This window comes from Flavobacterium sp. CR10, from assembly GCF_055814415.1.
Window position 1 is genome coordinate 3,105,022 of record NZ_CP185985.1, and the last position, 26,521, is coordinate 3,131,542.

The window sequence follows — 26,521 nt, forward strand, 5'->3', positions numbered from 1 at the left end:
TTTTTAGTTAAATAAAAAATTGAATATATGCCCGAAGGTCCATCTATAGTAATCTTAAAAGAAGAAGTACAGCAATTTGCAGGACAGAAAATAATTTCTGTATCTGGAAACTCACATATTGATATTGCTCGGCTACAAGACAAAACTATTCTTGCTTTTAAAACTTGGGGAAAGCATTTTTTAATCTGTTTTAATTCATTTACAGTAAAAATTCACATGCTGATGTTTGGAACGTATCGAGTAAATGAACGCAAAGCTTCAAAACCCAGATTGAGCTTAGTTTTTGAGAATGGCGAAATAAATTTCTACACCTGCTCGGTTAAAATCCTAGAAGGCGATATCAATTCTCATTATGATTGGAGTGTTGATGTGATGAATGAAGATTGGAATCCGAAGAAAGCGCAGATGAGTATTGAAAAAATGCCCGAAAAAATGATTTGTGATGTTATTTTAGATCAAGATATTTTCTCTGGAGTTGGTAATATTATCAAAAATGAAGTTTTGTATCGTTGCTATGTTCATCCAGAATCAATTGTAGAAAAAATTCCGCCTCATACCATTAGCCAGCTTATTGCTGAATGCTCGACTTACAGCTTCGAATTTTTATATTGGAAAAAGAAATTTGAGCTCAAAAAACATTGGGAAGCGTATACCAAAAGTGTGTGTTTGAGATGTAATCTTCCGTTTCAGAAAAAACAGACGGGACAACGAAAACGCAGAAGTTTTTTCTGCACTAACTGCCAACAATTATATATATGAAGAACCAAGTAACAATAGGCTGCTCTAGCTTTTACAACAGTTTTTGGAAGACTGTTTTTTATCCTCAAAATCTTCCTTCCAAGAAGTGGTTTGAATTTTATTGCCATCATTTTGACACGTATGAGTTTAACGGCAGTTTTTATAAATTTCCAACTGTTCGTATTTTTCAAAATTGGTACAACAAAACGCCAGAATCTTTTTTGTTTTCGGTAAAAGTGCCAAAGGAGATTACGCATATTAAAAAGCTAATAGATTGCGAAAGCCGTTTGAATGAGTTTTATAAAATTTGTAAAGAAGGAATGAAAGACAAACTCGCCGCTATTTTGTTTCAATTTCCGCCAAGTTATGCTTTCAGCAGAGAGAAACTAGATGCTATAATTGGAATTCTCGATCATGATTTTAAAAATGTGGTAGAATTTCGTCATAAGAGCTGGTGGAATGATGAGGTTTGGAATGCTTTTAAAGAAAATAATATTACTTTTTGCAGTGTAAGTTATCCCAATCTTCCCCAAACTATTTTTAAAGATTTTCCAATACTTTATATGCGCTTTCATGGAGTTCCAAAATTATTTCATTCTAGTTATTCTACCGAAGAATTAAAACATGTAAACCAGCAGATTCATTCCAAAAAAGGATTTGTTTATTTCAATAATACTGCAAGCGAAGCAGGGATTCTGAATGCTTTAGAATTAAAAAGGATGACTGTTTGATTTTTTTAGCGCGGAGAACGCTAAGATTTTTTATTTTGAGCGTTTAATGCAGATTAAAAAGAGATCGCAAAGCTTTTTGCTTGTGGTTAATTTTTGTTTCTCGCAGATTTTGCAGATCTAAACAGATTTTTTTAATCTGCAGAATGCTTTTCTCATGGTAAATCTGCATGATCTGTAAAATCTGCGAGAAACAAAATTGTACATATTTCTAAAAAAAATAACCGCAAAGAACATAAGAATAAATGCTCTTTGCAGTTAAAAAAAACTACAATTTCAAACTTCCTTCAATTCCGTCATCCATCGTTTTTCCTGTAATAAAAGCAGCTGTCATTTTTGCAATGGCAACCATTTTTCCGTTTTTATTATTCCAATAATATCCATCTTCTGGAACTACCTTAATGACACTTAAATTTGGGTCATCTATTCCGCCTGGCATCCATATTTTTACTACCGGATCCCATAATTTCTCTATAGTTTCTCTGTCGTACGAAATGCTGGCAGTTCCATGAAGCGTTAGAAACTTATCATGCGGTTCTGCAAAGAAAATCTCAACCATTGGATTTAAGGTTATTTCTGCATTCTGACCGCTGTTTCGATCCGATAAAAACCAAAGGTTTCCCAAATCGTCAATTTTCTGAACAGACATTGGTCGAGACTGCAATCTGTATTCGTTATATGTACAAAACATGCAAGTTTTAATATGCGCAGCAAGATCTTTTATTTTGTCTACTGCAAATTCATCTGTAAGGTCTTTATGATCGCCCATAACATTATATTTTTAAAGTTTTTATATTTAATTATTTGACAAACAAATAGATATTGTCTGATAAAATTCTAAAAGTAAAGTTGGCGCTTTTTGGACTTTTTTGGATTATATAATTAAGCTTATAAATTATGAGATTTCAATTCAGTTTTTTGTAAGAAATTAACTCTAAAGCTGATTTGTTACATAAAATTGCATTATATTTGAAAGATTAAAATTTCTAAGCCTAAAATACCATGACAGATTTTACTATATTCTATACTGATGACGACGAAGATGATTTATGTATTTTTGCAGATGCCGTAGAATCTATTCCTCATAATATTAAGTTACAAACCTACTCTGGAGGGCAAAATTTCTTGAACGCAATTTCTGATCCTTCTGTTGTTCCTTCTGTTGTTTTCTTGGATTTGAATATGCCAGGAAAAAACGGGTTTGATGTTTTAGAAGAACTTCGAAAATCTGATGATAAAAAAGATATCCCTGTTGTAATTTATTCAACATCAAGTGAACCGGGCAATATTGAAAGATGTCTTAATCTTGGAGCCAACTGTTTTATTACCAAACCAGTTTTAATGAGTGATATCATAAAAGCTATAGAACACGCCATGCAGATTGACTGGAAAAAATTTATTCCCAACCAATCCAATTTTGTGTTTAAATATTGATTTCAGATAAATCGGGAATATAGATATTAAAAACAGAACCTTTTCCTTTTTCGCTCGAAACGGTGATAAATCCTTTGTGGTTTTCTACGATTTTTTTCACAATGGCAAGACCAATTCCTGTTCCTTTGTATTCGCTTTCAGTATTTAGACGCTGGAAAACTTCAAATATTTTTTCTTTATAAATAAGTTCAAACCCAATTCCGTTGTCTGAAACTTGGAGATGATGGTACGCTTTAAATTCAGCATTTGGAAGCAATTTTCCATCCACTTTTGTAACAGATATTTTTACTTTTGGAGGAATGCCAGGATGTGAAAACTTTAAGGCATTTTCTATCAAATTATGAAGCAGCTGTCTAAATTGAAATTGTATAAGAGTAGCTTCTCCCAAATCATGGTATTCTACAATGGCATTTTTTTCTTCAATTCGATCCGAAAAATCGCTTATAACTTCTTCTGCAATTTCATCAATTTTAACCTTAGTAAAAACACGATCGGCAGAATTGGTGCGAGAATAGGTGAGAAGATCCTGTATGAGATTTTGCATTTTTTTTGCCGAAAACTCTATTCTTGCCAAATAGGTTTTGGCATTCGCAGAAATATTCTGTTCATCCAAATCGGCTAGTCGGCTTGCAAAAGTCTGAATTTTACGCAAAGGTTCCTGAAGATCATGACTTGATATATAAGCAAATGACTGCAGTTCTATATTCATGTTGACAAGATCTCTATTTTTGAGTTCCAGTTGTGTTGTGCGTTCCATAATCTGTTGTTCCAGCTGATTGGTAAAGTTTTTTTGTTCTTCTATGTCAGTACTAGTACCCACCCACATTTGCACTTTTCCAGATTCGTCCAATTGAGCAATTGCACGACTGAGCTGCCATCTATATTCGCCATCATAGCGCTGAAAACGATGAATAAAAAGAAAATCATGTCCCGTTTTGATAGATTCCATCCATAGCTTCACATTTTCTTCGCGGTCGTCAGGATGAACAATCTGAAGCCAGCCATTTTTTTCAATTTCTTCTTTTGATAGTCCAGAATAATTATAAAAGGTTTCATTAAAATAATTTAGATTGCCCAAAGTGTCACTGGTCCAAATGAGTTGAGGCATAGAATCGGCAAGAAGTCTAAATTTTTTCTCGCTTTTAATTAGCACATGCTGCATATTTTTTTCTACGGTAAAATCCATTACAGTTCCAATCATCTTTGACGGATTATTATTTTCATCAAAAAAGATTTTGCCATGCATTTTAATCCATCCTATCGAATTGTCGACTTTTAAAATGCGGGCTTCATATTTGTAAATGCCTTCCTTTAGCGCTTTTGCAAAAGCTTCTTTGACAATATGTTCATCTTTAGGAAGAATACGGCTTCGAACATCTTCATGTACTATTTTAGTGCCTTTTTCAAATCCGAAGATATCTAGAATGTTATCGCTATAAATTAATTTTTTGGTTTGAAGATTTAAATCCCAAGTAGCAATTTGTCCAATTTCAGCTGCTAAACGTGCTCTTTCTTCTGTAGTTTCTACTTTTTTTCTAGCTTTCACTTTGGAGGTTACATCATAAACGGTGCACATAATTCCTGAAGCTTTTCCGTTTTTTTCGTATAATGTTGTATATTGATAATCAAGGTAGAATTTTTTAAGCTTTCCCTTAATATTAACATAAGCGATGGCTTCGTTTTCACGAATTTTTTTTCCATTCACCAAAACTTCATGCAATAATTCAGGATATTTCTGATTGCGCAATTCTGGAAAAACTTCCAACAAAGGCTTGCCTATAAAATCTTTTTCCTCTTTTTGCCAAATATCACGCATCATGGCATTATTGGCCATTTCGATTACATAATCTTTTCCTCTAAAAATGGCCATTGCAATAGGAGATTCCATTACAATACTGCGAAAAGCAATCTCGTTTTCGGTAAGCAAATGTCTTCCTTTTACTTCTGCTGTTACTTCATAGGCAACGACTATAACTCCTGTGATTCTATCATTTTCTTCTTTTAAAGGATATAGGACGAGATTAAAATAGGCTAATTCTTGCTGGTTGTAACGATTTAGAGTCAAGGCAAATTCGTCCTGAAAATAAGGAACACCAGTTTCAAATACATTTTTTAATAAAGGATAAATGGCTTCTTTGATTTCAGGAAGCGAATCAAAAATAGTTTTATTTAAAATGTCGCTTTCTTTTTTATCTACAATATTAAGACAAGTTGTGTTGGCCAATTCGGTAATAAAATCTGGTCCTTTTAGAATGCAGATTCCAAGAGGCAGCTGTTTGACTGTATTTCTAAAGCGTCTTTCGCTTTCTTCTAGATTTTTGCGCGTAAGCACTTGATCGGTAGTTTCATTGCAAATTACCAAAACACCATTTGTATTTCCGTTTTCATCATTTACGGGACTATAGCTAAAAGTCCAGTAAACATCTTCCATTTTGCCATTTCTGTAAATTGGCAGCAACTGGTCTTCATGCCATGTTGCTTCTCCTTTATCCAACACCTGATCTATCAAAGGTTTTATAAAATCCCAGATTTCAGGCCAGTATTCAGCACCCTTTTCACCAAGAATATAAGGATGTTTGCCATCGTTTCCCAAGCTTGGGCGATAAGCATCATTATAAAAGCATATATGGTCCGGTCCCCAAAACAGAAACATGGGGAATTTGGAGTTTAAAAGAATTCCTAAAGTAGTGCGCAGACTCTGTGGCCATAATTCTATTGGTCCAACAGCCGTTTTGCTCCAATCTTTAGCACGGGTTAGTTGTCCCATTTCTCCTCCATTAGCCAGAAAAGAATAGTTTTTATTCATTTAAAGGTTGTATTTATTGGTCTCAAAATCAGCTAATTTTTCAATATTTTCTAGTGATTCAAATTAGCCTTAGCTAAAATTAAGAAAAAATAAATATTCATTTGAAGGCGATTTTTGAATGAGGCAACATTAAAATCAATTGAGTTAATTTTATCTTGTTTCTATACGGAAATTTGATAAACAGATAAAGTTAAAAGATATGAAACGAGAAGATTCAAAACATGAAACCGACAATATAAAGAGATATCAGGATGAAGGTTATACTGCCAGCTATCTATTCGAAAATGATCGTTTAATAGACGCAGAAACTAAAGAATCTTATAAACCTGAAGATATATTTATTGTAGCACACCATCGATATGAAGGAATGAGCGATCCTGATGATATGTCGATTTTGTATGTTATAGAAACAAAAGATAAAAGAAAGGGAACGCATTTGTTAGGATATGGTCCAATGGCCGATTTAGAAGAAGCCGAATTTTTTAAAGATATTCCGAAAGCCAATTATTCTAAAAATGCAGACATAAACGAACTAACATAAAAGGATAAAAATAGATTGGTATTTTTATTTTGCTGATGAGCAGTTGTTTCAAATTTATTTGAGGCAGCTGCTTTTTTTTTTAGGTGCTAAGATACTAAGTTGCTGAGATGCTAAGTTTTTTTCTCACTGTTTTTTGAAATCTTAGAAACTCAGCAACTTAGTATCTCAGCAACTTTAAATAAAAATTATGAAATATCTCTACAAAATTCTATAAAGATTTGACCGACAATATGAACGAAATTTGGATTATAGAAATGAAGTAAAAACCAAAGTTAGTTTTTGTACGTAAATAATTACTAACTGATTCATTAAACCAAAACAACCATATAATGAAAAAACTTTACATAAATACTGGAAGCTTTGATGCTGTTTTTAATAATTTAAAAGAAAGTTTTGGCGGAAACTTAAAAGTGAACGTCAATAAAGTGAATGTCAATGAATACAAATTGACAATTAAATCAAAATGGGCAAAAGGGAGTATTTCTGGCGTTCGTTTTGAAAAAGAGATGTCATATCTAAGTTTTGATTTAACTTTCAATCAAGAGGTTAGTTTAAGTATTGAATCTAATCCGTTTTCACCTGTATTTTTTGCGTATTGCGAGAATGGAAATGTTTTGCATAGCTTTGGTGCCAATGGCGCGACTAATTGTCTTAAAAAACAGCAATCAGGTATTTTGAGTAATTCTTCTACGATTAATAGTGTATTGTATTTTCAAAGTCATCAGCAGATTCAATTTTCAATAATCGGGATGCCAACAACAATCGAAAATCAAGAAATTGACTTTGTTTCGAAAGTAAAAAAAATATTTACAAGCAATTCTGGAAATTACATTTACATAGGAGATAAAAATCACAAAATCGAAGAGAAATTTCAGAAACTTAAAATACTTCCAAACCAAGGAGCACTTCGTTATGTGTTAATGAAAAGCATTTTGCGAGAAATATTGGAACTAGAGATAGCGCAGCATAGTTATAATTATCTGACGCCATTTGTGCCAATTTTAAACTTTGCTGTTAAACAGTTGAGTGAAATTAAGAAACTATCAGATATAGGTTTCGGGCACATTATAGCACCAGCTCTATATCTTAAAAGGAATTTGCAAGCACGAACACTAAAAGGAAAATTATTAGAATTAGAACCATACAATCAAAAATTAGCTAGCTAGTAAGCATTATTATAACCTTCACTTTCAAAAAAACAGCTTTGATCGAGCTGTTTTTTTCTTTTTATAACTTACTCTTTTTCAAAATAAAGAATAAAATAAACCATTATAAGATTTAAAATCAGAGATATGCTGTTGGTGATAATTATAGGAAGATCGTTTTTTAGAATGCCATAAACCACCCAAATCGCAATTCCGAAAGTAAGCGTACCAAACATTTTAAGCGAAATCTGCTTTACTTTTTTGGTTTTCCAAACCTTCAGAATTTGCGGAATTGTGGATATCGTAACACACGCTCCAGCAAAAAGTCCTATGATGTCTATGTAATTCATTTTTTCATTTTTTCATTTTTTTAGTTCCACAGGTACAAAGGCGCAAAGGCACAAAGTTTCATGTGTAATTTATCTTTGGTTTGAATGACAAACCAGATGGAAAATATACTCAAAGTGAAAAAAACTTTGAACCTTTGCGACTTAGCCACTTTGAACCTTTAAAAAATCAACCTACCAATTCCCCGCCATTAATATGAATAAACTGCCCTGTAATATAACTGCTGTCTTGAGAAGCCAAAAACACATAAGCAGGCGCTACTTCTGACGGCTGTCCAGCTCTTTCCATCGGATTGTCTTTTCCGAAATCAGATAATTTGTCAAAACTAGCTACAATCAGAGGTGTCCAAATAGGTCCAGGCGCAACGCCATTTACACGAATTTTCTTTTTGGCCAGCATAGTCGAAAGAGAACGCGTAAAACTTACAATCGCGCCTTTTGTACTGGCATAATCTGCTAAGTGTTCGCTTCCGCGAAAAGCTGTTACAGAAGTGGTATTGATAATTGTGTCGCCTTCTTCTAGAAATGAAAGTGCCGCTTTGGTAATATAAAAAAAAGGATAAATATTGGTTTCAAAGGTTTTATGAAGCTGATTAACAGTTATTTTTTCTAACTCGTTTTGCGGAAACTGAGTCGCTGCATTGTTTACAATGATATTGAGACTTTTAAAAGTGGTGTGACATTTTTTAATAGCACTTTTACAAAACTTTTCATCTCTAAGATCGCCGCTTATCAAGAGACATTGCTGACCTTCCTTTTCGACCAAGACTTTTGTTTCGAGTGCATCTTTATCTTCTTTCAAATAAACAATTGCAATATTGGCGCCTTCGCGTGCAAAATGTATGGCAACACTTCGGCCGATTCCGCTGTCGCCTCCTGTAATAAAAGCTGTTTTGCCTAGCAATTTACCGCTGCCAACATAATTTTCTCTAATAATCTCAGGTTCCGGATTCATCATATGTTCGTTTCCGGGAAGATTCTGTTTCTGTTCGGGAAATGTTTGTTTCTTTTTCATGATCTCAATCTTTTTAGGCTTTGTATGTTATTTAAAATTACTTGATAACTAAAAATAGCTTTGTCTTAAAAGAAATTTTGTTTAGCTCAATCAAAGCAAAATGGTAAATCATGTATGAAAATACACCTGTTCTTGTAAAATGTTAAAATAATAATGAATTTCTAATAGGTTAGCAATCACGTAGTAGATTTAAAAGGATTGTAAAAGATGGGAATTTTGTAACTATTTTCAATTTAAATAAAAAACCTGCCCGTTATTTTTTTTATACATTTGAGAATTTCCACATCATTTTTTAAGAAATGATTTTACAATTTGTTTAAAAAATAAGAAAATTTTTATAATATTTTAAAATTAAGTATTTTGATTTACAACCGATTTAGCTTTCCATCATGGTATTAATTGTAGACGATATAAGGGCAAATATTATCGCCCTAAAAAAAACATTAGAGCTGCATAATATCGATGTTGATAGTGCCGAATCTGGAGAAGAAGCTCTTAAAAAAATTCTTAAGACAGATTACTGCCTGATTATTATGGATGTTCAAATGCCCGGACTTGACGGCTTTGAAGTGGTAAAAATCCTTTCAGGAAATCAGCGTACAAAAGATATTCCTGTTATTTTCCTCTCGGCCCTTAATACTGAGAAAAAATACATCTTTAAAGGATACGAAACAGGAGCTGTTGAATACATTACAAAACCTGTAGATAGCGATTTACTCATTCTTAAAGTAAAGACCTTCCTTAAAATCTACGAACAGCAAAACGAATTGAAAGCGATGAAAGACCTGCTTTCTAAAGAAATCAAGATTAGAAAAGAGGCGCAGGATAATCTGGAAATCAAAATTGCAGAAAGAACCAAAGAACTGGTTCAGAAAAATGAAGAATTAGAACTCCGAAATCATGAACTGCAGCAGTTTTCTTGGGTTGTTTCCCACGATTTGAATGAGCCTATCCGTAAAATCCAAATTTTCATTAAAATTATAAAAGACCTTTACTTAAAAGCAGACGACAAAGCAGTAGATTATGTAGACCGAACCATAAAATCGGCAGAGAGAATGCAGACTTTAATTACTGATCTTTTGGCCTATTCCAGACTTTCGGCGCAGGTAAAACCTGAAAAAACAGATTTAAATGTGGTTTTACAAGAAGTGCTTGGAGATTTTGATTACCTGATTGAACGCAAAAATGCTGTAATAAAAACCAACGAACTTCCAACGATTGATAGTATTCCGAGTCAGATGCGCCAGGTTTTTCAAAATTTGATTGGTAATGCTTTGAAATTTTCTGGAAATGAAGAAAAACCGATAATAGAGATTACTTCTGAAACCATTTTAGAGAAAACAATCGAAAGTCCGACTTCTCCAGAAGGAAAATTTTGCAGAATTACAGTAAAAGATAACGGAATTGGTTTTGATGAAATTTACCTTGACCGTATTTTTATTATCTTTCAAAGCTTAAATGACCGCCAAACCTATGAAGGAACTGGAATCGGATTGGCAATTGCAAAGAAAATCATAGAAAAACATAACGGATTAATCACGGCTAAAAGCAAACAGGGAGAAGGTGCAAGTTTTATCATTGTACTTCCTTTAAAATACGAATAAAATAACTTAGAAATATATGAATGGTAATTTTAAAAGAAACTTATTAATTAGTTCACTGGTTTCACTTCTTGTGCTTACTATTAGTTCTGTAGCTTCATTTATTAGTATCAAAAGTTTATTAAACAGTAACTTTTGGGTCAATCATACCCAAGATGTAATTTATAACCTAAATGAAGGTTCGTCGATTATAACAGAAGCTCAAACTAGCATGAGAGGGTATCTACTTACAGGAGACGAGCAGTTTGTAGATCGTTTTAATGACTCTGAATCCAAATCAAATAGTTATTTTGAAAAATTAGATAAATTGACGTCTGATAATCCTTCACAGCAAAAGCTGCTCGAAGAATTAAATACAAAACGTTCAGGTTTCTTTAAATATTTAAACAATCAGATTGTAAAAAAACGTTTAAGCAAGCAGACGTTGATTTTTGATCTGAATGAGGGAAGAAATATGATGAACGAGATAAGAGCGATCATCAAGAAAATTGAAAATACAGAACAAAATCTTTTGCAAGAACGTAACTCAAATTCAGAACGTTACGGAACTTACAGCTTGATTTTGATTGTTATTGCTTTTGTTATTGCCGTTCTTATTTCTATTGTTTTCATGATTAGAATTCTGAAAGATTATAACGAAAGATCTCTATTACAGCAGGAATTGATCAATAAAGATAAAGAAACTGCGGAAAGGCTTGAAGTCATTGGAGGAATTGCGTCTCAGATTTCGAGAGGAAATTATGATGTTCAGATTGATGATAGAAAAGCCGATACGCTTGGTGCTCTCGGAACATCTATTCACGAAATGAAAGATTCGTTGAAAAATTCTTTCGAGTTATTATCTCAAAAAGAATGGCTTCAGTCGGGAGTTGCAGCTTTAAATGATAAAATGCTGGGCGAAAAAACCATTCAGAAATTATCTAAAGACGTTATCGAATTTTTATGCCAATATACCAATAGTAGCGCTGGGGTTCTGTATGTTGTTGATGGAGAAGAAATGGCAATTTCTGGAGGCTACAGTTATATACCAAGTAAAAATAGAGAACGCATTAAAAAAGGTGAAGGGCTTATTGGGCAAGCAATTGTTTCGGGTAAAATGCTCGAATTGAAATCACTTTCGCCAGATAATATTCAAATCAATTATGCCTTAGGAGAAATTAAGCCAACTCATATTGTGGCGCTTCCGCTAATGGATTTCAAAGTAGAAGGTGCAGTTGAATTGGCGAGTATTTATGGTTTTTCTGTGCTGCAGTTAGAGTTTTTAAATATGGTTGCCAATAATATCGGAATTGCTTTGAAAGCAACGCAAAACCGTAAAAGAGTAATGGAACTTCTTGAAGAAACTAAATCTCAAGCAGAAGAATTGCAAATTCAGCATAGCGAATTGGAAGCCATAAACGCAGAGTTGGAAGCGCAGACCGAAAAATTGCAGGCTTCGGAGGAAGAACTTCGCGTACAACAAGAGGAATTGGAACAAACCAACGAAGAATTATCAGAAAGAAGTGTTTTATTAGAAGAGAAAAATACAGAAATTCAAAAGAAATCTGAAGCTTTAGAGCTGACAACTCGCTACAAATCTGAGTTTTTGGCAAATATGTCTCATGAGTTGAGAACACCGCTGAATTCGATTTTATTGTTGAGCCGTTTATTGTCTGAGAATAATAACAAAACGATGAACAATGAAGAAATTGAATTTGCAAAAGTAATTCAGAGTTCAGGAAACAGTTTGCTTGGATTAATAGATGAAATTCTGGATTTATCTAAGATTGAAGCTGGTAAAATGGATCTGGAATTTTTGGACGTTTCTACTAAAGAAATTACAGATAACCTTCATAATTTGTTCTATATGGTGGCAAAAGAGAAGGGAATTAATTTTGAAATTATTGCCAAAGAAGCGCCGATTGTTATTAAAACAGATAAAATGCGTTTGGAGCAAATTCTGAAAAACCTGATTTCAAATGCCATTAAATTTACCGAAAAAGGAACTGTTTCTCTTGAAATTAAGGTAGATACAGACGATGATAAAATAATCTGCTTTATTGTAAAAGATACCGGAATCGGAATTCCGTTAGAAAAACAGCCTTTAATTTTTGAAGCTTTCCAACAAGCTGATGGTTCAACAAAACGTAAATATGGCGGAACTGGTTTAGGATTATCAATTAGTCGTGAATTGGCTAAATTATTAAGAGGAGAAATCATCCTGAATAGTAAAGTCAACGAAGGAAGTACATTTACATTATGCCTTCCAGTTTTTGGATTTGCAATCAATAAAGTTTCGGTTAATAAAATTCCGCATGCAGAAGAAGTTGAAGAAACCACCGAAAGCGAAGAGGTAAAACCAAAATATATTAGCGAAGTTGTACCAGAAGAAATTGAAGACGACAGAGATTCAATCGTAGAAGGAGATAAAGTGATTCTGATTGTAGAAGACGATATCAGTTTTGCCAAATCGTTACTAGCTTTTACTCAGAAAAAAGGTTACAAGGGAGTGGTTGCCGTGAGAGGAGATTATGCGTTGAACTTTGCTTTAATCTATAAACCAATCGGAATTCTATTGGATATTGAACTTCCAATTAAGAGTGGTTGGGAAGTTTTGGAAGAATTGAAAAATCATTCTCAAACCAAACATATTTCGGTGCATATTATGTCATCGCACAAATTAAAGCAAGAGAGTTTATTGAAAGGAGCTGTAGATTTCTTAGACAAACCAGTTGCTTTTGATAAAATTCCTGAGGTTTTTATGCGTATCGAACATATTATCAATAAAGAATCTCAAAAGGTTTTAATTATCGAAGATAACCCAAAACATGCAAAGGCATTGGCTTATTTCTTAGAAACTTATAATATCAATTCTGAAATTAAAAGTGAAGTTTCGGCAGGTTTATCGGCGTTAAGCAAAGAAGAAGTAGACTGCGTGATTCTGGATATGGGAATTCCAGATAAGCAAGCTTATGAGATTCTGGATGGCGTGAAGAAAAGTCCAGGATTAGAGAATCTGCCAGTAATTGTTTTTACAGGAAAAAGTTTGTCGATAAAAGAAGAATTAAAGATCAGAAAATATGCTGACTCTATAATTGTAAAAACGGCACATTCATACCAAAGAATGCTTGATGAGGTTTCGCTTTTCCTTCATTTAGTTGAAGAAAAGAAAGATGGAAATAGTCAAAAAGAGAACCATAAGAAACTGAATTCGCTAAACAACATTCTGTTTGAGAAAAAAGTATTGATTGTAGATGATGATGTGCGAAATATATATTCGCTTTCAAAAGCTCTAGAAGCATTTAAAATGAATGTAATTACGGCTTTTGACGGAAAAGAAGCCATCAAAATTTTGGATGAAAATCCAGACACAGATGTTGTATTGTTAGACATGATGATGCCAAATATGGACGGCTATGAAACAGCGGAAAAGATAAGAAGCAATCCTAAATTTCTTAACTTAGCAGTAATAGCAGTAACGGCCAAAGCAATGACCGGTGATAGAGAAAAATGTATTAAGGCTGGAGCCTCAGATTATATTACAAAACCTGTAGATGTTGACCAGCTGTTATCATTGCTGCGAGTATGGCTTTATGATAAAATCTAATCTTTAAAATGCTTTAAATGGGAAAAAAACGTGTGTTGATTGTAGATGATGATTCAAGGAATATTTTTGCTATGGTAAATACCTTAAAAGCAAAATCTTATGAATGTGTATCTTGTCTAAGTGCCGAAGAAGCTTTAAAAATATTAAAAGAAGACTCATCGATAGATGTCGTTTTGATAGATATGATGATGCCTGAAATGGATGGTTATGAAGCAATTCCGCTTATAAAAGCAATTCCATCACAAGAATCTACATTGGTGGTTGCCGTAACAGCACAGGCAATGGCAGGAGATAAAGAAAAATGTTTACAAGCTGGAGCAGATGCCTACATCTCAAAACCTGTAGATGTTGATAAATTACTTCAGATCTTGGGAGGAAATTTAAATGAATTATGATTGAAGATATTGAACTGGAAACCCTTATAAATGATGTTTACGAATATTACGGTTTTGATTTTGGAAGTTACTCCAGAGCATCACTCAAAAGACGTGTAAGTAGGGTTTTTACTTTGGATGGATTTAAGCATTTTCATGATTTTTTGTCTAAAGTCCGTACAGATCCAGAATATTGCAAAAGAATGATTGACGAAATTACGGTCAACGTGACAGAGATGTTTCGAGATCCGTCATTTTACCTTACACTTAGAAAAGAAATCCTTCCGTTATTAGGAACCAAGCCTTTTATCCGTATTTGGCATGCAGGGTGTTCTACGGGAGAAGAAGTATATTCGATGGCGATTATGCTAAAAGAAGCAGGACTATTGCATAAATCTATATTATACGCAACAGATATAAATGCTTCGGTGCTAGAAACAGCCAAAAGCGGTATTTTTCCGTTGCGAATGATAAAAGATTATGCGGATAATTATCGTGATGCGGGTGGTCTGCATGATTTTTCAGATTATTATATTGCCAATTACGGCTTCGCAAAGTTTAACGAAAGCCTTTCTGAGAAAATGGTTTTCTCACAGCATAATTTAGTTTCAGACACTTCATTTAATGAGTTTGACCTTATTTTATGCCGCAATGTTTTAATTTATTTTGATAATAATCTACAAAAAAGAGTTGTTAATCTATTTGATGACAGTCTGGCTGTTTTGGGTTTTTTGGCACTCGGAACAAAAGAAACGATAAAGTATTCTATATCTCAAACCAAATACAAACAATTTGCTAAAGAGAAAATATGGAGAAAAATAAAAGAATAACAAATTGTAAAGTAGTAATAATTGGAGGTTCGGCTGGAAGTTTACAGGCATTATTGCAGATTTTGCCTTTTATAGAAAAATCAATCTCATTTGCTGTTGTAATTGTAGTTCACAGAAAAAACTCAGACGAGCAAACCTTAGAAAGCTTAATTGCTTTAAAATCTAAAATCATTGTAAAAGAAGTAGAAGACAAAGTAAAACTAGAATCTGGTTTTCTCTATATCGCACCTTCCAATTATCATTTACTGTTTGAGAAAGACGGAACACTTTCATTAGACACTTCAGAAAAAGTAAATTATAGCAGACCAAGCATAGATGTTTCTTTTGAGTCGGCTGCAGAAATATATAGTGAACATTTGGTTGGAATATTGCTTTCAGGTTCCAATTCAGATGGAACAATTGGGCTTCGTGCAATTCAGGCCGCTGGCGGTATAAGTGTAGTGCAGAATCCGCTTTCTGCAGAAATGCCTTTTATGCCTAATAATGCAATTCTACATACAGTTCCAGATTTTGTTTTAAAAACCGAAGAAATTCTTGAATTTATTAAAGAAATTAATATTACTGATTTTTGATTAACGATTTTTGATTTCAGATGGAAGAAATCTAAAATCTTCAATCTCTTAATTTTTTTCATCTTCAGGAAGAACCACTTTATTAAGTTCAGCTTCTTTCTGAGCTCTTTTCTGTGCCGCTTTCCCTTTTCCAATAGGCAATCCTGCGGTAACATATAAAGACCTGTTATATTGATTATTTGGACCGTCTCCTTTCATTACTGTAACAAGTCCGTAGTAATATTGAACTGTAATATTTAAACCGTTCCCAACATTCATGTGATAGCCGGCGCCAAAGGCAAGTCCGGCATCTATAACATGAATTTGGTCTCTGATGTTTTTCTTATAAACCACGTCGTCTTTGTTGATTTCGTTTTTGAACTCATCAAAGGCTTTGGCCAATAAACCAAATTGTGGCCCTGTTTTAAGATAGATATTATTTTTGAACTGGTATTTAATTAATATCGGAACGTTAAAATAACGAATTTCACGATTGACATGTCCGCCGGCAAAAGTATTGTCCAGATTTTCATCATTCAATGAATACACTGGAATGTCTTTTGCACCCATTGGCGATTTTACAATTACTCCCGTATTGATCATCCAAGCAGGATTTTTTCTCGATCTGAGATCAAAATAAAAACCAAGATTAAAACCTGGATTTAAGGCAGAAGATCCCATATTTGAAATCGTAGAAAAATTAGCGCCACCTTCCAAACCAAATTCTAAAAATTCCGAATTGAGTTTGTCTCCAAATATCAAGGAAATCAAAACTTGCGACTGCGCCGTAGTAATGCTAAAAAATGTGATAAGGATTAGAAAACCTTTTTTCATACAATTCATGAATTTAAAGTCCAAAACGGTACTGAAGACTGCCCAGAACTTGTGTACGAGAGCCTAAGAAACCGCATTCTGCACGAAACATAACATGCTTGCTGAATTGATATTGAGACCCGATAATAAAGTTCCACATATCTTTAGGTCTTTTTTGAAGTGAATATTGAACAGATGAGTCTGAGGCTGTGCTCAATGCACCGTCCAGAGTTGCCAAGAATGTTCCTGCTCTTTCTAAAGCCCTGTCAGCAGTATTATGTTTGGCAATATTAACCGGATTTTTTTGTTCAGCAGGAGTTAAACTATCCCACCAATTATCTACTTTTGTTTGATTTTCAGATACTTTTTGAAGACCATTGTCCACTTTAGCCTGAGCACTGCTTAGATCAATAAAATCAGATAAAGGTAAGTCTCCATTAGTGTCCCCAGAAATATGGACTCTGAAACCTCCAACCCAAATCGCTATATTTGTGTCTGGTTTATTGAATTTAAATGTTTTTCCTAATCTTGGGCCAAAAACATAAGAAAAAGCAGGTTTATCTAGCGAACTAATATCAGTCCAAGCCATATTCATATCCAGAGCCAGCCAGCCACCGCCAATACCAATTGTTGGTGTCATACCAATACCAAAAGTAGTAGCATCAAAATTTGCTTTGGTGCTGAAATTTGCAATTTCAGACCAATTATTATCTGCGTCCGGAACCCAAATGCCAGCATTAATTTTAGTTGCCGTTTTGGCCTTTCCGAAAATTCCATAAATATTTAAAAAAGGAAGCAGCCATATATCTGGTCTTATAGTAAGTGCCCCAGCTTCAACGGTTGATTTATCAAATCGTACAATTTCATCTAAGTTATATTGAGGGCCATGATTAAACCCAATATTTAAATCATTAATGACAATTTCAGATTCCTGCCAGAAATAATTCACAGAAACTCCGGCAGAATAAGGAAGTTTGTAGCCTTTTTGAGCTACTTTTTCTCCCCAAATAGGAAGAGCATAAGGATATTTTTCTGTTTTAAGACTGTCTTTTAACGGTTGATTTTTTTCTCCTACAATTTTATCGGTATAAACCTGTCCGAAAATTTGCATGCTGAAAAATAATAAAGAGGCTGATATTAGTGTATTACATTTCATTGATTAGAATATTTAAAATTAATTAATTAAACTGCGAAAAATAAATGGTACTAATTGTGTAAAGAAATCTTTGTTATTTTTTTGGCTTATAGAAAATGATTTTTTAGGATTTAAAATTAGGGAACTTAAAGAATTGTTAAAATTATTGTTAAAGTTAACGAAATTTTCTTACCTCGCACAATTTTTTTAGATAAAATAAAAAACTAATGAAATAATTTTCAGACCATTACTGAAGAGATTATTTTTAATTTTGACATTAATATTTAATTGGAAAATTGTATTTTTACACCTGTGAAATGGATAACAATCATATTGTCGATTTACCTGATGGCATTATCTAATATGCCATGTGCAGATATGGAAGTAAACAGTGCTATGCATAAAACAGCTCAGTTTGCGTCAGAAGACAATCATTCGCATGATAAAACAAATGATTTATGTTCTCCATTTTGTGCCTGCAATTGTTGTGGCGCGCAAGTTTTAAGTTACCATTCTGCTGTAATTTTCGAATTTCCTAAAGTATACAATCAAATTTCAATAGCTTTACCAAGCTACAATTCTGTTTTTACTTCTAATTTCTACGGAAGTATTTGGCAACCCCCTCAGATAGCATAATGATTATGCCTGTCCGATAAAAATCGGAAACGGGCGAGAGAGTTGTGGACTTTCCACACATTTACAGACAATTTAATTGTCTAATTTCTCACGTCATTATATATTCAAATGTTAGATAAAATCATTCAGTTTAGTATACGAAACAAATTCGTTATACTATTATTTACCCTTGTGCTAATTGCTTGGGGAAGCTATTCGCTTAAAAAATTACCGCTCGATGCCCTGCCAGATGTAACCAACAATCAGGTTCAGATTATTACCACTGCACCAACATTAGCAAGTCAGGAAGTCGAACAATTAATAACTTATCCTTTAGAAAGAGCTGTAAAAACAGTTCCAAAAGTAATAGAACTCCGCAGTATTTCACGTTTCGGATTATCGGTTGTAACCGTTGTTTTTGAAGACGATGTAGACATTTACTGGGCTCGTGAACAGATATTTCAACGCTTAAAACAAGCCGAAGAAAATATTCCTGATTATGTAAATTCTCCCGAATTGGCGCCAATTTCTACAGGTTTAGGAGAAATTTACCAATATGACGTGTATGCCAAAAAAGGCTACGAAAACAAATACAGCGCAATTGAACTAAGAACTATTCAGGATTGGATTATTATTCCGCAATTGCAGGGAATTAAAGGTGTCGCCGAAGTAAGTTCTTGGGGAGGAAAACTCAAACAGTTCGAAATTGCTGTAAACCCAAATATGCTCAATAGTTTGGGCGTTACGATTACCGAAATTTTTGATGCGTTAGAAAAAAACAATCAAAATACTGGGGGAGCTTACATTGAAAAAGATCAATACACTTATTTTATTCGTGGTGTCGGAATGGCAAAAGGCATTAAAGATCTTGAAAATGTAGTGGTAAAAAACCGAAATGGTTCACCCGTTTTGGTTCGAAATGTAGCACAGGTTCGCGAGGGCATTGCATTGCGTTACGGAGCATCAACTAAAGACGGAAAAGGAGAAATTGTTTCTGGTTTGGTTTTGATGTTAAAAGGTGAAAACTCCAGTGCTGTGGTTAATCGTGTGCATGAAAAAATGGCTCAGATTAACAAAAGTCTCCCAGAAGGAGTTGTTGCAGAAGCTTTTATTGACAGAGGAAAACTCGTTGATAATTCCATTAAAACGATTACAAAGAATTTATTAGAAGGAGCTTTAATCGTAATTTTTGTTCTGATTTTATTCTTAGGAAACCTCCGCGCAGGACTGATTGTCGCTTCTGTTATTCCTCTGGCAATGCTATTTGCCGTTATTTTAATGAATGCCTTTGGCGTAAGCGGAAACTTAATGAGTCTCGGTGCCATAGATTTCGGAATCATAGTCGACGGAGCCGTAATTATTGTAGAAGCTACGATGCACCATCTTCAGAAATTCAAAAATAAAAAAGAATTAACGCAGGAAGAAATGGATGTTGAGGTGTATAATTCGGCTTCGAAAATTAGAAATAGTGCGGCTTTTGGTGAAATTATTATCCTGATTGTGTATTTGCCAATTCTAGCTTTAATTGGAACCGAAGGAAAAATGTTCAAACCAATGGCTATGACAGTTGGTTTTGCCATTATTGGAGCATTTATTCTTTCGCTGACTTATATCCCGATGATGAGCGCTTTGTTTCTTTCCAAAAAAACAGAACACAAAGAAAACTTTAGCGACCGTATGATTGCTTGGTTAGAAAGCCGTTATACGCCTTTATTGAAAAAAGCTTTAGAATTTAAAAAAGTAGTGCTTTCTGTTGCGGTTGGATTATTTGCTTTAGCCTTTGTCATTTTCCAAAATATGGGTGGTGAATTTATTCCGACAATCGAAGAAGGCGATTTGGCAATCAATGCTACTATTATGACGGGAAGTTCGCTTACGCAGATGGTTGAAACAGCGACTAAATACGAACAGATTCTAAAAGCCAAATTCCCAGAAATCAAAACCATTGTGACCAAAATAGGAAGCGGTGAAATTCCGACTGATCCAATGCCAATTGAAAGTGGTGATTTGATTATTGTTTTAAAAGACAAAAAAGAATGGAGAGGCAAATATCGTAATTGGGAAGAATTGGCTAATGCCATGAAAGAAGAAATGGAAATTATTCCGGGAGCAAATATCGAAATCTCGCAGCCAATTCAGATGCGTTTTAATGAATTAATGACAGGAAGCCGATCTGATATTGCGATCAAAATTTTTGGTGATGATTTGGAGATTCTTGACGCTAAAGCAACAGAATTGATTTCGAAAATAAAAGGAATTGAAGGGATCGGCGATTTAAAAGCTGATAAAGTTACTGGATTGCCTCAGATTACAATCAAATACGATTACGATAAAATTGCCCTTTACGGACTGAACATTTCTGATATCAACCAAATCATCCGTTCGTCTTTTGCCGGAGAAGTGGCAGGAAAGATTTATGACGAAAGCAAAAGGTTTGATGTTGTAGTTAGAATGGACGAAAACAATCGAGGAGATATCACAGATGTCAGCAATTTGTTTATTCCGCTTCCAAACGGCCAACAAGTTCCTTTGTCTCAAGTGGCTTCTGTTGAATACGAACAAGGCCCTGTGCAGGTCATCCGTGAAGATGGAAAAAGAAGAATCACAGTTGGATTAAACGTTCGCGGAAGAGATATTAAAAGCGTTGTCGAAGAAATTCAGGCAAAACTCGATAAAAGTTTTAAACTTCCTGCAGGTTATTATGTCACTTATGGAGGACAATTTGAAAATCTGATTGAAGCATCCAAAAGGCTTTCTGTAGCCTTGCCAATCGCTTTAGGACTTATTTTGGTTTTACTGTATTTCACTTTTAAAAGCGCCAAACAAGCGTTGCTGATTTTTAGTGCGATTCCGTTATCGGCTATTGGAGGTGTTTTTGCGCTTTCGCTGAGAGGAATGCCGTTTAGTATTTCTGCCGGAATTGGTTTTATTGCTTTATTTGGAATTGCGGTCCTCAACGGAATTGTTCTGATTTCATATTTTAATCAATTAAAAACAGAAGGAATTACAGATCCGTTTCAGAGAATCCTGATCGGAACCAAAACACGTCTGCGTCCCGTTTTAATGACCGCAGCGGTGGCTTCTTTAGGATTTCTTCCAATGGCATTATCTACAAGTGGAGGAGCAGAAGTGCAAAAACCACTGGCAACCGTAGTAATCGGCGGATTAATCTCGGCAACTTTATTAACCTTAATCGTTTTGCCGATTTTGTATTTATTGTTGGAGAGATTTAACCGCAGAGATAATTAGTAAATGAGAAAATTTGATAATTAGATAATTTACTGCTGAATGTAAAAAAGATTTTTCACGCAGATTCTGCAGATTGAAGCAGATTTAATTTTGATTTTAATTAATAATCTGCGTTTATCAGCTTAAATCTGTTTAAAATCTGCGTGAAACAAAAATTATAAAAATGAAAAATTTAATTAATAAAGTACAGAAAAAGTTTTACTCCCGATGGATATCGGGATTGCGATTAATTGCGTTTCTATTGGCAGGAACAGCAACATTTGCACAGCAAACGATAAGTCTGGAAAAAGCCATAGAACTTGCCAAATCAAACAACATCGACTTAAAAATTGCCGATAAAGAAATCGAAAAACAAACCGTTCTCAAAAAAGCAGCTTTTCAGCCAGATCCGCTTCAAGTGCAGTATCAGGGCGGTCAATTTAATAGTGCCGATTTTGACCATAATGTTTCCGTGCAGCAGTTTTTTCCGTTAGGAAATATTACAAAAGCCAACCGACAATTGCAGGAAGAATTGGCTAAACTCGCCGAAAAACGAAAAGCTTTGTCTTCTTATGAAATTGAAAAAGCGGTTACATTGGCATATTATCAGTATTTGTACGGCGTTTCAATTCAAAAACTCAATTCAGAATTGAATGATATTTATACGAAATTTCTAAAAAATGCCGAACTGCGTTTTAAAACCGGAGAAAGCGGAAATATAGAAGTAATTAGCGCGAAAGCCAAAGTAAAAGAAATTGAAACGCAGAAAGCGCAGTTAGAATACGATTTGGCTATTTATCAGAAACAATTACAGTTTTTCATTCAGACAGATGAAAATATTGTTCCTGATTCAAATACCGCTTTGCAATACACTTTTATAGAAAATCAAGAAAATACAAAAGCAGAAGCTCTAATGACCGATTTTTATCAGCAGCAGATTTCAGTTTATCAGAAAGAAGCGGGAACATTTAAGGCGTTGCGAACACCAAAAGTTGGTTTGGGATATTTTGCGCAAACTATTAACACAGAATCGCTGTTTCAGGGTTTTACAGCAGGATTGCAGATTCCGTTGTTTGGAGGCGTTAATACGACTAAAGCAAAAGCCGCAGAAATCAATGTTTCACAGTCTCAACTAGCTTTAGATAGAAACAAAATGATGCTGAATCTGCAACGAGAAGAATTGCAGAACAACTTTCAGAAACAGCAGAAAAACTTAGCGTATTTCCAAAATGAAGGTTTGCATTATGCCGATCAGATTATTGAAACAGCTCAGAAAAGCTATGCTAACGGCGATATGAGTTACTGGTCGTACATCAGCTTTTTAAATCAGGCAATTGACATTAAGAAACAATTTGCGGAGGCAACGCACAGCTACAATCAAAGTGCCATCGAACTTCAATTTCCAACTATCAAAAACAATTAATCATGAAAAATATACTTATGAATTTAACCGCAAAGAGCGCTAAGGTTTCGCAAAGAGCGCAAAGTTTAATTTCCTTGCGTTTTGTCTTTGCGATCCTTGCGGTTACCTTAACAAGTTGTAACGAAAAGAAAGCAGAAGAACCACAGGAGGAAGAAAAATCAACTACAGAAGTAGCTTTAACCGTTTCTCAAGCTAAAACAGTTGGAATTGAGACAGGATTTGTAGAAGATAGAAACCTAAATAAAGTCATTAAAGCAAATGGTTACACGACAGTTCCTCCGCAAAATTCTGCTGAAGTTTCGACTTTGATTGGCGGAACGGTAAAAGATATTTTTGTTTTGGAAGGAACATATGTAAATAAAGGCAAAGTCTTGGCAACAATTCAAAATCTGGAAGTTATCGGAATGCAGGAAGATTATCAGTCAGCTGTTGCTAATGTTGAATATCTGCAGTTAGAATACAACCGTCAGAAGACTTTGAGCGACGAAAATGTCAATCCGAGAAAGACTTTTCAAGAAGTGAAAGCTAAACTAGCAGCCGAAAGAGCTCGTGCACAAGCGGCAAAGAATAAGCTGGACGCCTTACATGTCAATACAAAAGGAACGACATCGGTTGTGCCAATTGTTTCGCCTATAAATGGTTATGTTGGAAAAATTAATATTGCTAAAGGTGCTTTTGCGAACACAGGAGTTTCACTATTTGAAGTCGTTGACAACAGTCAAATGCATTTGGATTTGAATGTTTATGAGAAAGATTTAGGTTCTATTTCAATTGGTCAGGTGATTGATTTTGTCTTAACAAATCAGTCCAATAAATCTATTAAAGGAAAGATTTTCGGAATCAATAAATCTTTTTCTAACGAAAGTAAAACCGTTGCCGTTCACGCTAAAATTGATCCCGCTGACGCTAAAGGTCTGATTCCGGGAATGTATGTTTCGGCAAATATCAATATTGTTAATGCGACTGTTCCAGCGCTTCCGAAAGATGCTGTTGTCAAAAATGCAGATAAATATTTTGTTTTTGTTCAAGAAGATGAAAAAGCCGAAGAAAAACACGATCATAAAGAAGGTGAAAAAGAAGAAGTACACGAGCAAGAAGTGCATTTTAAAGCGATAGAAGTAATTCCGGGAACAACTGATTTAGGTTTTACCGAAGTGAAGTTTGTAAATGATATTTCTGCAAATGCTAAAATCGTGACAAAAGGTGCATTTTATCTGCTTTCAGCAATGAAAGGCGGAGGAGAGCATACACACTAGCTATTTTTGCCACGAAGACGCTAAGTTTTTTATATAGAGAATAAACGAACTATTTGTCATTTCGACGAAGGAGAAATCTCCACAAGTAGCTCCGTTCCTAAAATCCAATCTTTGTGGAGTTTCTCGCGGAGATTTCTCCTTCGTAGAAATGACAAAAAATGAGAAAAAAAACTTTGTGCCTTAGCGCCTTTGTGGCAATAAACTTTCCCACAAAATGCTTAAATTTAGAACATTATTTAAACAGAGTTTCAGAACAGCAAAAACATGAAACCAGAAAAATGAAACTGAAAAAATGATACATCAAGATAAAGAAATAAAAACTGCAAAAAATAAAGCCAAACCTTCCTGCTGTTGTTCGCATGACGAGCCCGTACATTCTGATAATGACAGACACGACCACGGAGGACATGATCATGAACACAATGCAAGCGGTAATCTATTTAAATTGTTTCTACCATCCATTATATCTTTTGTTTTATTGATTATCGGAATTGGTTTTGATAATTATTTTCCGCAAGATTGGTTTACAGGTTATGTTAGAATTGTGTGGTATGCAATTGCGTATCTTCCAGTCGGACTTCCTGTTTTGAGAGAAGCATACGAAAGCATTGTAAAAGGAGACATTTTCTCTGAGTTTTTTCTCATGTGCATTGCTACAATTGGAGCTTTTGCCATTGGAGAATATCCAGAAGGTGTTGCTGTTATGTTGTTTTATACGATTGGCGAAACTTTTCAAGGAATGGCAGTTAATCGAGCAAAATCGAGTATTAAAAGCCTATTGGATCAGCGCCCAGATGAGGTGCATGTTTTAGAAAACAATGTTGCAGTAAAAGTCAAAGCCAAAGACGTTCAGATTGGAGCTATTATTCAGCTAAAAGCAGGCGAAAAATTGGGTTTGGATGGCGAATTGTTATCCGATTTTGCTTCATTCAATACTGCGGCTTTAACGGGAGAAAGCAAGCCTGATACCAAGAAGAAAGGCGAAACTGTTTTGGCAGGAATGATAAACGGAAATACGATCGCTGAGGTAAAAGTAACAACAGCTTACAGCGACAGTAAATTGTCTAAAATTTTGGAATTGGTACAAAACGCCACAACCAAAAAAGCGCCAGCAGAATTGTTTATCAGAAAGTTTGCTAAAATTTATACGCCAATTGTAGTGTTTTTAGCAATTGGAATTTGCTTGATTCCGATGCTTTTTGTTGATAATTATGTTTTCACAGATTGGCTTTACAGATCGTTGGTTTTTCTTGTGATTTCTTGTCCGTGCGCTTTGGTTATTAGTATTCCGCTTGGATATTTTGGTGGAATTGGCGCTGCGAGCAGAAACGGAATTCTGTTTAAAGGAAGTAATTTCCTTGACAGTATTTCGACGATTCAGAATGTCGTGGTAGACAAAACAGGAACTATGACCGAAGGTGTTTTTAAAGTTCAAGAAGTCATCATTAAACCTGAATTTGATAAAGACGAAATCTTAAAACTGATTAATGTTTTAGAAAATAAAAGTTCGCATCCTGTAGCAACAGCAATTCACAATCATGTTGGACCAATTGATTCTTCAGTAGAATTAATAGATATTGAAGAAATTTCAGGCCACGGATTAAAAGCTTTTTACAACGGAAAAGAATTGCATGTAGGTAACTTTAAATTGTTGGATAAATATTCGATTTCGTATGATATTGATCCGTCCTCAATTGTTTATACTACAATTGCCATTGCTTTTGATAGAAAATTTGCAGGCTATTTGACTATTGCAGATGAAATTAAAGCAGATGCAAAAGAAACGGTTTCTAAGTTAAAATCTTTAGGTGTAAAATTGACTATGCTGAGCGGAGACAAAACGAATGTGGTTCAGTTTGTTGCCGATAAATTGGGAATCACAAAAGCTTTTGGAGATTTGCTTCCAGAAGATAAAGTCAATAAAGTCAACGAAATTAAAGCCAAAAACGAAACGATTGCTTTTGTAGGCGATGGAGTAAACGATGCCCCTGTAATTGCGTTAAGTACAGTTGGAATTGCAATGGGAGGTTTAGGAAGTGACGCCGCAATTGAAACTGCCGATGTGGTTATTCAAGATGATAAACCTAGCAAAATAGCAATGGCAATCAATATCGGAAAACAAACCAAAAAGATTGTCTGGCAGAATATTACTTTGGCATTTGTAGTTAAAGCTTTTGTCTTAATTCTTGGCGCGGGCGGACTTGCCACAATGTGGGAAGCTGTTTTCGCCGACGTTGGAGTGGCGTTATTAGCAATTTTAAATGCCGTAAGAATTCAAAGAATGAAGTTTTAGAAACTAATTTAAAGTTTAAAAATCTCTCGAATCTGCTAAATCTGCGAGAGACAAGAAATAAT

At 34.5% G+C, this 26,521-nt stretch carries 21 protein-coding genes; 15 read left to right on the forward strand and 6 right to left on the reverse strand.

What is annotated here, in order from left to right:
* Nucleotides 1-27 precede the first annotated feature (27 nt).
* Both ACNRYB_RS13790 and ACNRYB_RS13795 read left to right on the forward strand, forming a co-directional pair.
* On the forward strand, nucleotides 28-759 hold the full coding sequence (locus tag ACNRYB_RS13790) for a DNA-formamidopyrimidine glycosylase family protein (RefSeq protein ID WP_473727586.1): 732 nt from the start codon (nucleotides 28-30) through the stop codon (nucleotides 757-759).
* Nucleotides 756-1,469: a DUF72 domain-containing protein gene (locus tag ACNRYB_RS13795; RefSeq protein WP_473727587.1), complete on the forward strand. Its 714-nt coding sequence runs from the start codon at nucleotides 756-758 to the stop codon at nucleotides 1,467-1,469. The genes ACNRYB_RS13790 and ACNRYB_RS13795 overlap by 4 nt, the downstream gene beginning before the upstream one ends.
* A 265-nt stretch (nucleotides 1,470-1,734) precedes the next feature.
* Here the strand turns inward: ACNRYB_RS13795 and ACNRYB_RS13800 are convergent, their stop codons facing one another.
* On the reverse strand, nucleotides 1,735-2,235 hold the full coding sequence (locus tag ACNRYB_RS13800; protein ID WP_129746867.1) for a pyridoxamine 5'-phosphate oxidase family protein: 501 nt from the start codon (nucleotides 2,233-2,235) through the stop codon (nucleotides 1,735-1,737).
* Nucleotides 2,236-2,468: 233 nt separating this feature from the next.
* Between ACNRYB_RS13800 and ACNRYB_RS13805 the strand changes: the two genes are divergently transcribed.
* A complete protein-coding gene (locus ACNRYB_RS13805) occupies nucleotides 2,469-2,900 on the forward strand; it encodes a response regulator (protein WP_129746866.1) in 432 nt (143 codons plus the stop codon).
* Here the strand turns inward: ACNRYB_RS13805 and ACNRYB_RS13810 are convergent.
* Nucleotides 2,890-5,706, reverse strand: coding sequence for a PAS domain-containing sensor histidine kinase (locus ACNRYB_RS13810; RefSeq protein ID WP_129746865.1), 2,817 nt, complete (start codon nucleotides 5,704-5,706; stop codon nucleotides 2,890-2,892). The two genes, ACNRYB_RS13805 and ACNRYB_RS13810, sit on opposite strands and share 11 nt — an antisense overlap.
* A gap of 199 nt (nucleotides 5,707-5,905) precedes the next feature.
* Between ACNRYB_RS13810 and ACNRYB_RS13815 the strand changes: the two genes are divergently transcribed.
* Complete coding sequence (locus ACNRYB_RS13815; RefSeq protein WP_129746864.1) at nucleotides 5,906-6,247, forward strand: hypothetical protein; 342 nt, start codon at nucleotides 5,906-5,908, stop codon at nucleotides 6,245-6,247.
* A gap of 329 nt (nucleotides 6,248-6,576) precedes the next feature.
* Entirely contained in the window at nucleotides 6,577-7,413 is an 837-nt protein-coding gene (locus ACNRYB_RS13820; RefSeq protein ID WP_473727588.1) for a hypothetical protein, read from the forward strand.
* A gap of 68 nt (nucleotides 7,414-7,481) precedes the next feature.
* Here the strand turns inward: ACNRYB_RS13820 and ACNRYB_RS13825 are convergent, their stop codons facing one another.
* Both ACNRYB_RS13825 and ACNRYB_RS13830 read right to left on the reverse strand, forming a co-directional pair.
* Complete coding sequence (locus ACNRYB_RS13825; RefSeq protein ID WP_111369762.1) at nucleotides 7,482-7,742, reverse strand: SemiSWEET family sugar transporter; 261 nt, start codon at nucleotides 7,740-7,742, stop codon at nucleotides 7,482-7,484.
* A gap of 166 nt (nucleotides 7,743-7,908) precedes the next feature.
* Nucleotides 7,909-8,754 carry an SDR family oxidoreductase gene (locus ACNRYB_RS13830; protein ID WP_473727589.1) on the reverse strand — a complete coding sequence of 282 codons (846 nt, stop codon included), beginning with the start codon at nucleotides 8,752-8,754 and terminating at the stop codon, nucleotides 7,909-7,911.
* Between the two features lie 389 nt (nucleotides 8,755-9,143).
* Here ACNRYB_RS13830 and ACNRYB_RS13835 point away from each other — a divergent pair, with 389 nt between their 5' ends.
* Genes ACNRYB_RS13835 through ACNRYB_RS13855 form a run of 5 tightly spaced genes read left to right on the forward strand, consistent with a single transcriptional unit; the run spans nucleotide 9,144 to nucleotide 15,717 of the window.
* Nucleotides 9,144-10,358, forward strand: a complete 1,215-nt coding sequence (locus tag ACNRYB_RS13835) for a hybrid sensor histidine kinase/response regulator (protein WP_129746861.1) — start codon at nucleotides 9,144-9,146, stop codon at nucleotides 10,356-10,358.
* Nucleotides 10,359-10,374: 16 nt separating this feature from the next.
* A complete protein-coding gene (locus ACNRYB_RS13840) occupies nucleotides 10,375-13,941 on the forward strand; it encodes a response regulator (RefSeq protein ID WP_343706052.1) in 3,567 nt (1,188 codons plus the stop codon).
* A 17-nt stretch (nucleotides 13,942-13,958) separates the two neighbouring features.
* Nucleotides 13,959-14,336 (forward strand): response regulator, encoded by a 378-nt coding sequence (locus ACNRYB_RS13845; protein WP_473727590.1) that lies wholly within the window; start codon nucleotides 13,959-13,961, stop codon nucleotides 14,334-14,336.
* On the forward strand, nucleotides 14,333-15,145 hold the full coding sequence (locus ACNRYB_RS13850) for a CheR family methyltransferase (RefSeq protein WP_129746858.1): 813 nt from the start codon (nucleotides 14,333-14,335) through the stop codon (nucleotides 15,143-15,145). The genes ACNRYB_RS13845 and ACNRYB_RS13850 overlap by 4 nt, the downstream gene beginning before the upstream one ends.
* A complete protein-coding gene (locus ACNRYB_RS13855) occupies nucleotides 15,124-15,717 on the forward strand; it encodes a chemotaxis protein CheB (RefSeq protein WP_129746857.1) in 594 nt (197 codons plus the stop codon). Before ACNRYB_RS13850 ends, ACNRYB_RS13855 begins: the two co-directional genes overlap by 22 nt.
* 48 nt (nucleotides 15,718-15,765) lie before the next feature.
* On the opposite strand, the gene ACNRYB_RS13860 is transcribed toward ACNRYB_RS13855, so the two are convergent.
* Together ACNRYB_RS13860 and ACNRYB_RS13865 are read right to left on the reverse strand one after the other, a co-directional pair.
* Nucleotides 15,766-16,530 (reverse strand): porin family protein, encoded by a 765-nt coding sequence (locus ACNRYB_RS13860; RefSeq protein WP_129746856.1) that lies wholly within the window; start codon nucleotides 16,528-16,530, stop codon nucleotides 15,766-15,768.
* A gap of 13 nt (nucleotides 16,531-16,543) precedes the next feature.
* Nucleotides 16,544-17,665, reverse strand: coding sequence for a hypothetical protein (locus ACNRYB_RS13865; protein WP_343706057.1), 1,122 nt, complete (start codon nucleotides 17,663-17,665; stop codon nucleotides 16,544-16,546).
* A gap of 291 nt (nucleotides 17,666-17,956) precedes the next feature.
* On the opposite strand from ACNRYB_RS13865, the gene ACNRYB_RS13870 reads away from it, so the two are divergent.
* The 5 genes from ACNRYB_RS13870 to ACNRYB_RS13890 all read left to right on the forward strand — a co-directional run bounded on the left by ACNRYB_RS13870 (nucleotide 17,957) and on the right by ACNRYB_RS13890 (nucleotide 26,459).
* Entirely contained in the window at nucleotides 17,957-18,280 is a 324-nt protein-coding gene (locus ACNRYB_RS13870) for a DUF6660 family protein (RefSeq protein WP_317126351.1), read from the forward strand.
* A 108-nt stretch (nucleotides 18,281-18,388) separates the two neighbouring features.
* Complete coding sequence (locus ACNRYB_RS13875; protein WP_473727591.1) at nucleotides 18,389-21,508, forward strand: efflux RND transporter permease subunit; 3,120 nt, start codon at nucleotides 18,389-18,391, stop codon at nucleotides 21,506-21,508.
* Between the two features lie 163 nt (nucleotides 21,509-21,671).
* Nucleotides 21,672-22,910: a TolC family protein gene (locus tag ACNRYB_RS13880; protein WP_473727592.1), complete on the forward strand. Its 1,239-nt coding sequence runs from the start codon at nucleotides 21,672-21,674 to the stop codon at nucleotides 22,908-22,910.
* Between the two features lie 2 nt (nucleotides 22,911-22,912).
* The gene (locus ACNRYB_RS13885; protein ID WP_473727593.1) at nucleotides 22,913-24,166 is read left to right on the forward strand and encodes an efflux RND transporter periplasmic adaptor subunit; all 1,254 of its coding nucleotides are present in this window, start codon (nucleotides 22,913-22,915) and stop codon (nucleotides 24,164-24,166) included.
* A 292-nt stretch (nucleotides 24,167-24,458) separates the two neighbouring features.
* Nucleotides 24,459-26,459 (forward strand): heavy metal translocating P-type ATPase, encoded by a 2,001-nt coding sequence (locus ACNRYB_RS13890; RefSeq protein WP_473727594.1) that lies wholly within the window; start codon nucleotides 24,459-24,461, stop codon nucleotides 26,457-26,459.
* The last annotated feature ends 62 nt before the right edge of the window (nucleotides 26,460-26,521 follow it).

Excerpts from the sequence above, each read along its gene's own strand:
- ACNRYB_RS13790 (WP_473727586.1), top strand. The coding sequence starts at position 28 with ATGCCCGAAGGTCCATCTATAGTAATCTTAAAAGAAGAAGTACAGCAA.
- ACNRYB_RS13795 (WP_473727587.1), top strand. The coding sequence starts at position 756 with ATGAAGAACCAAGTAACAATAGGCTGCTCTAGCTTTTACAACAGTTTT.
- ACNRYB_RS13800 (WP_129746867.1), bottom strand. The coding sequence starts at position 2,235 with ATGGGCGATCATAAAGACCTTACAGATGAATTTGCAGTAGACAAAATA.
- ACNRYB_RS13805 (WP_129746866.1), top strand. The coding sequence starts at position 2,469 with ATGACAGATTTTACTATATTCTATACTGATGACGACGAAGATGATTTA.
- ACNRYB_RS13810 (WP_129746865.1), bottom strand. The coding sequence starts at position 5,706 with ATGAATAAAAACTATTCTTTTCTGGCTAATGGAGGAGAAATGGGACAA.
- ACNRYB_RS13815 (WP_129746864.1), top strand. The coding sequence starts at position 5,906 with ATGAAACGAGAAGATTCAAAACATGAAACCGACAATATAAAGAGATAT.
- ACNRYB_RS13820 (WP_473727588.1), top strand. The coding sequence starts at position 6,577 with ATGAAAAAACTTTACATAAATACTGGAAGCTTTGATGCTGTTTTTAAT.
- ACNRYB_RS13825 (WP_111369762.1), bottom strand. The coding sequence starts at position 7,742 with ATGAATTACATAGACATCATAGGACTTTTTGCTGGAGCGTGTGTTACG.
- ACNRYB_RS13830 (WP_473727589.1), bottom strand. The coding sequence starts at position 8,754 with ATGAAAAAGAAACAAACATTTCCCGAACAGAAACAGAATCTTCCCGGA.
- ACNRYB_RS13835 (WP_129746861.1), top strand. The coding sequence starts at position 9,144 with ATGGTATTAATTGTAGACGATATAAGGGCAAATATTATCGCCCTAAAA.
- ACNRYB_RS13840 (WP_343706052.1), top strand. The coding sequence starts at position 10,375 with ATGAATGGTAATTTTAAAAGAAACTTATTAATTAGTTCACTGGTTTCA.
- ACNRYB_RS13845 (WP_473727590.1), top strand. The coding sequence starts at position 13,959 with ATGGGAAAAAAACGTGTGTTGATTGTAGATGATGATTCAAGGAATATT.
- ACNRYB_RS13850 (WP_129746858.1), top strand. The coding sequence starts at position 14,333 with ATGATTGAAGATATTGAACTGGAAACCCTTATAAATGATGTTTACGAA.
- ACNRYB_RS13855 (WP_129746857.1), top strand. The coding sequence starts at position 15,124 with ATGGAGAAAAATAAAAGAATAACAAATTGTAAAGTAGTAATAATTGGA.
- ACNRYB_RS13860 (WP_129746856.1), bottom strand. The coding sequence starts at position 16,530 with ATGAAAAAAGGTTTTCTAATCCTTATCACATTTTTTAGCATTACTACG.
- ACNRYB_RS13865 (WP_343706057.1), bottom strand. The coding sequence starts at position 17,665 with ATGAAATGTAATACACTAATATCAGCCTCTTTATTATTTTTCAGCATG.
- ACNRYB_RS13875 (WP_473727591.1), top strand. The coding sequence starts at position 18,389 with ATGTTAGATAAAATCATTCAGTTTAGTATACGAAACAAATTCGTTATA.
- ACNRYB_RS13880 (WP_473727592.1), top strand. The coding sequence starts at position 21,672 with ATGAAAAATTTAATTAATAAAGTACAGAAAAAGTTTTACTCCCGATGG.
- ACNRYB_RS13885 (WP_473727593.1), top strand. The coding sequence starts at position 22,913 with ATGAAAAATATACTTATGAATTTAACCGCAAAGAGCGCTAAGGTTTCG.
- ACNRYB_RS13890 (WP_473727594.1), top strand. The coding sequence starts at position 24,459 with ATGATACATCAAGATAAAGAAATAAAAACTGCAAAAAATAAAGCCAAA.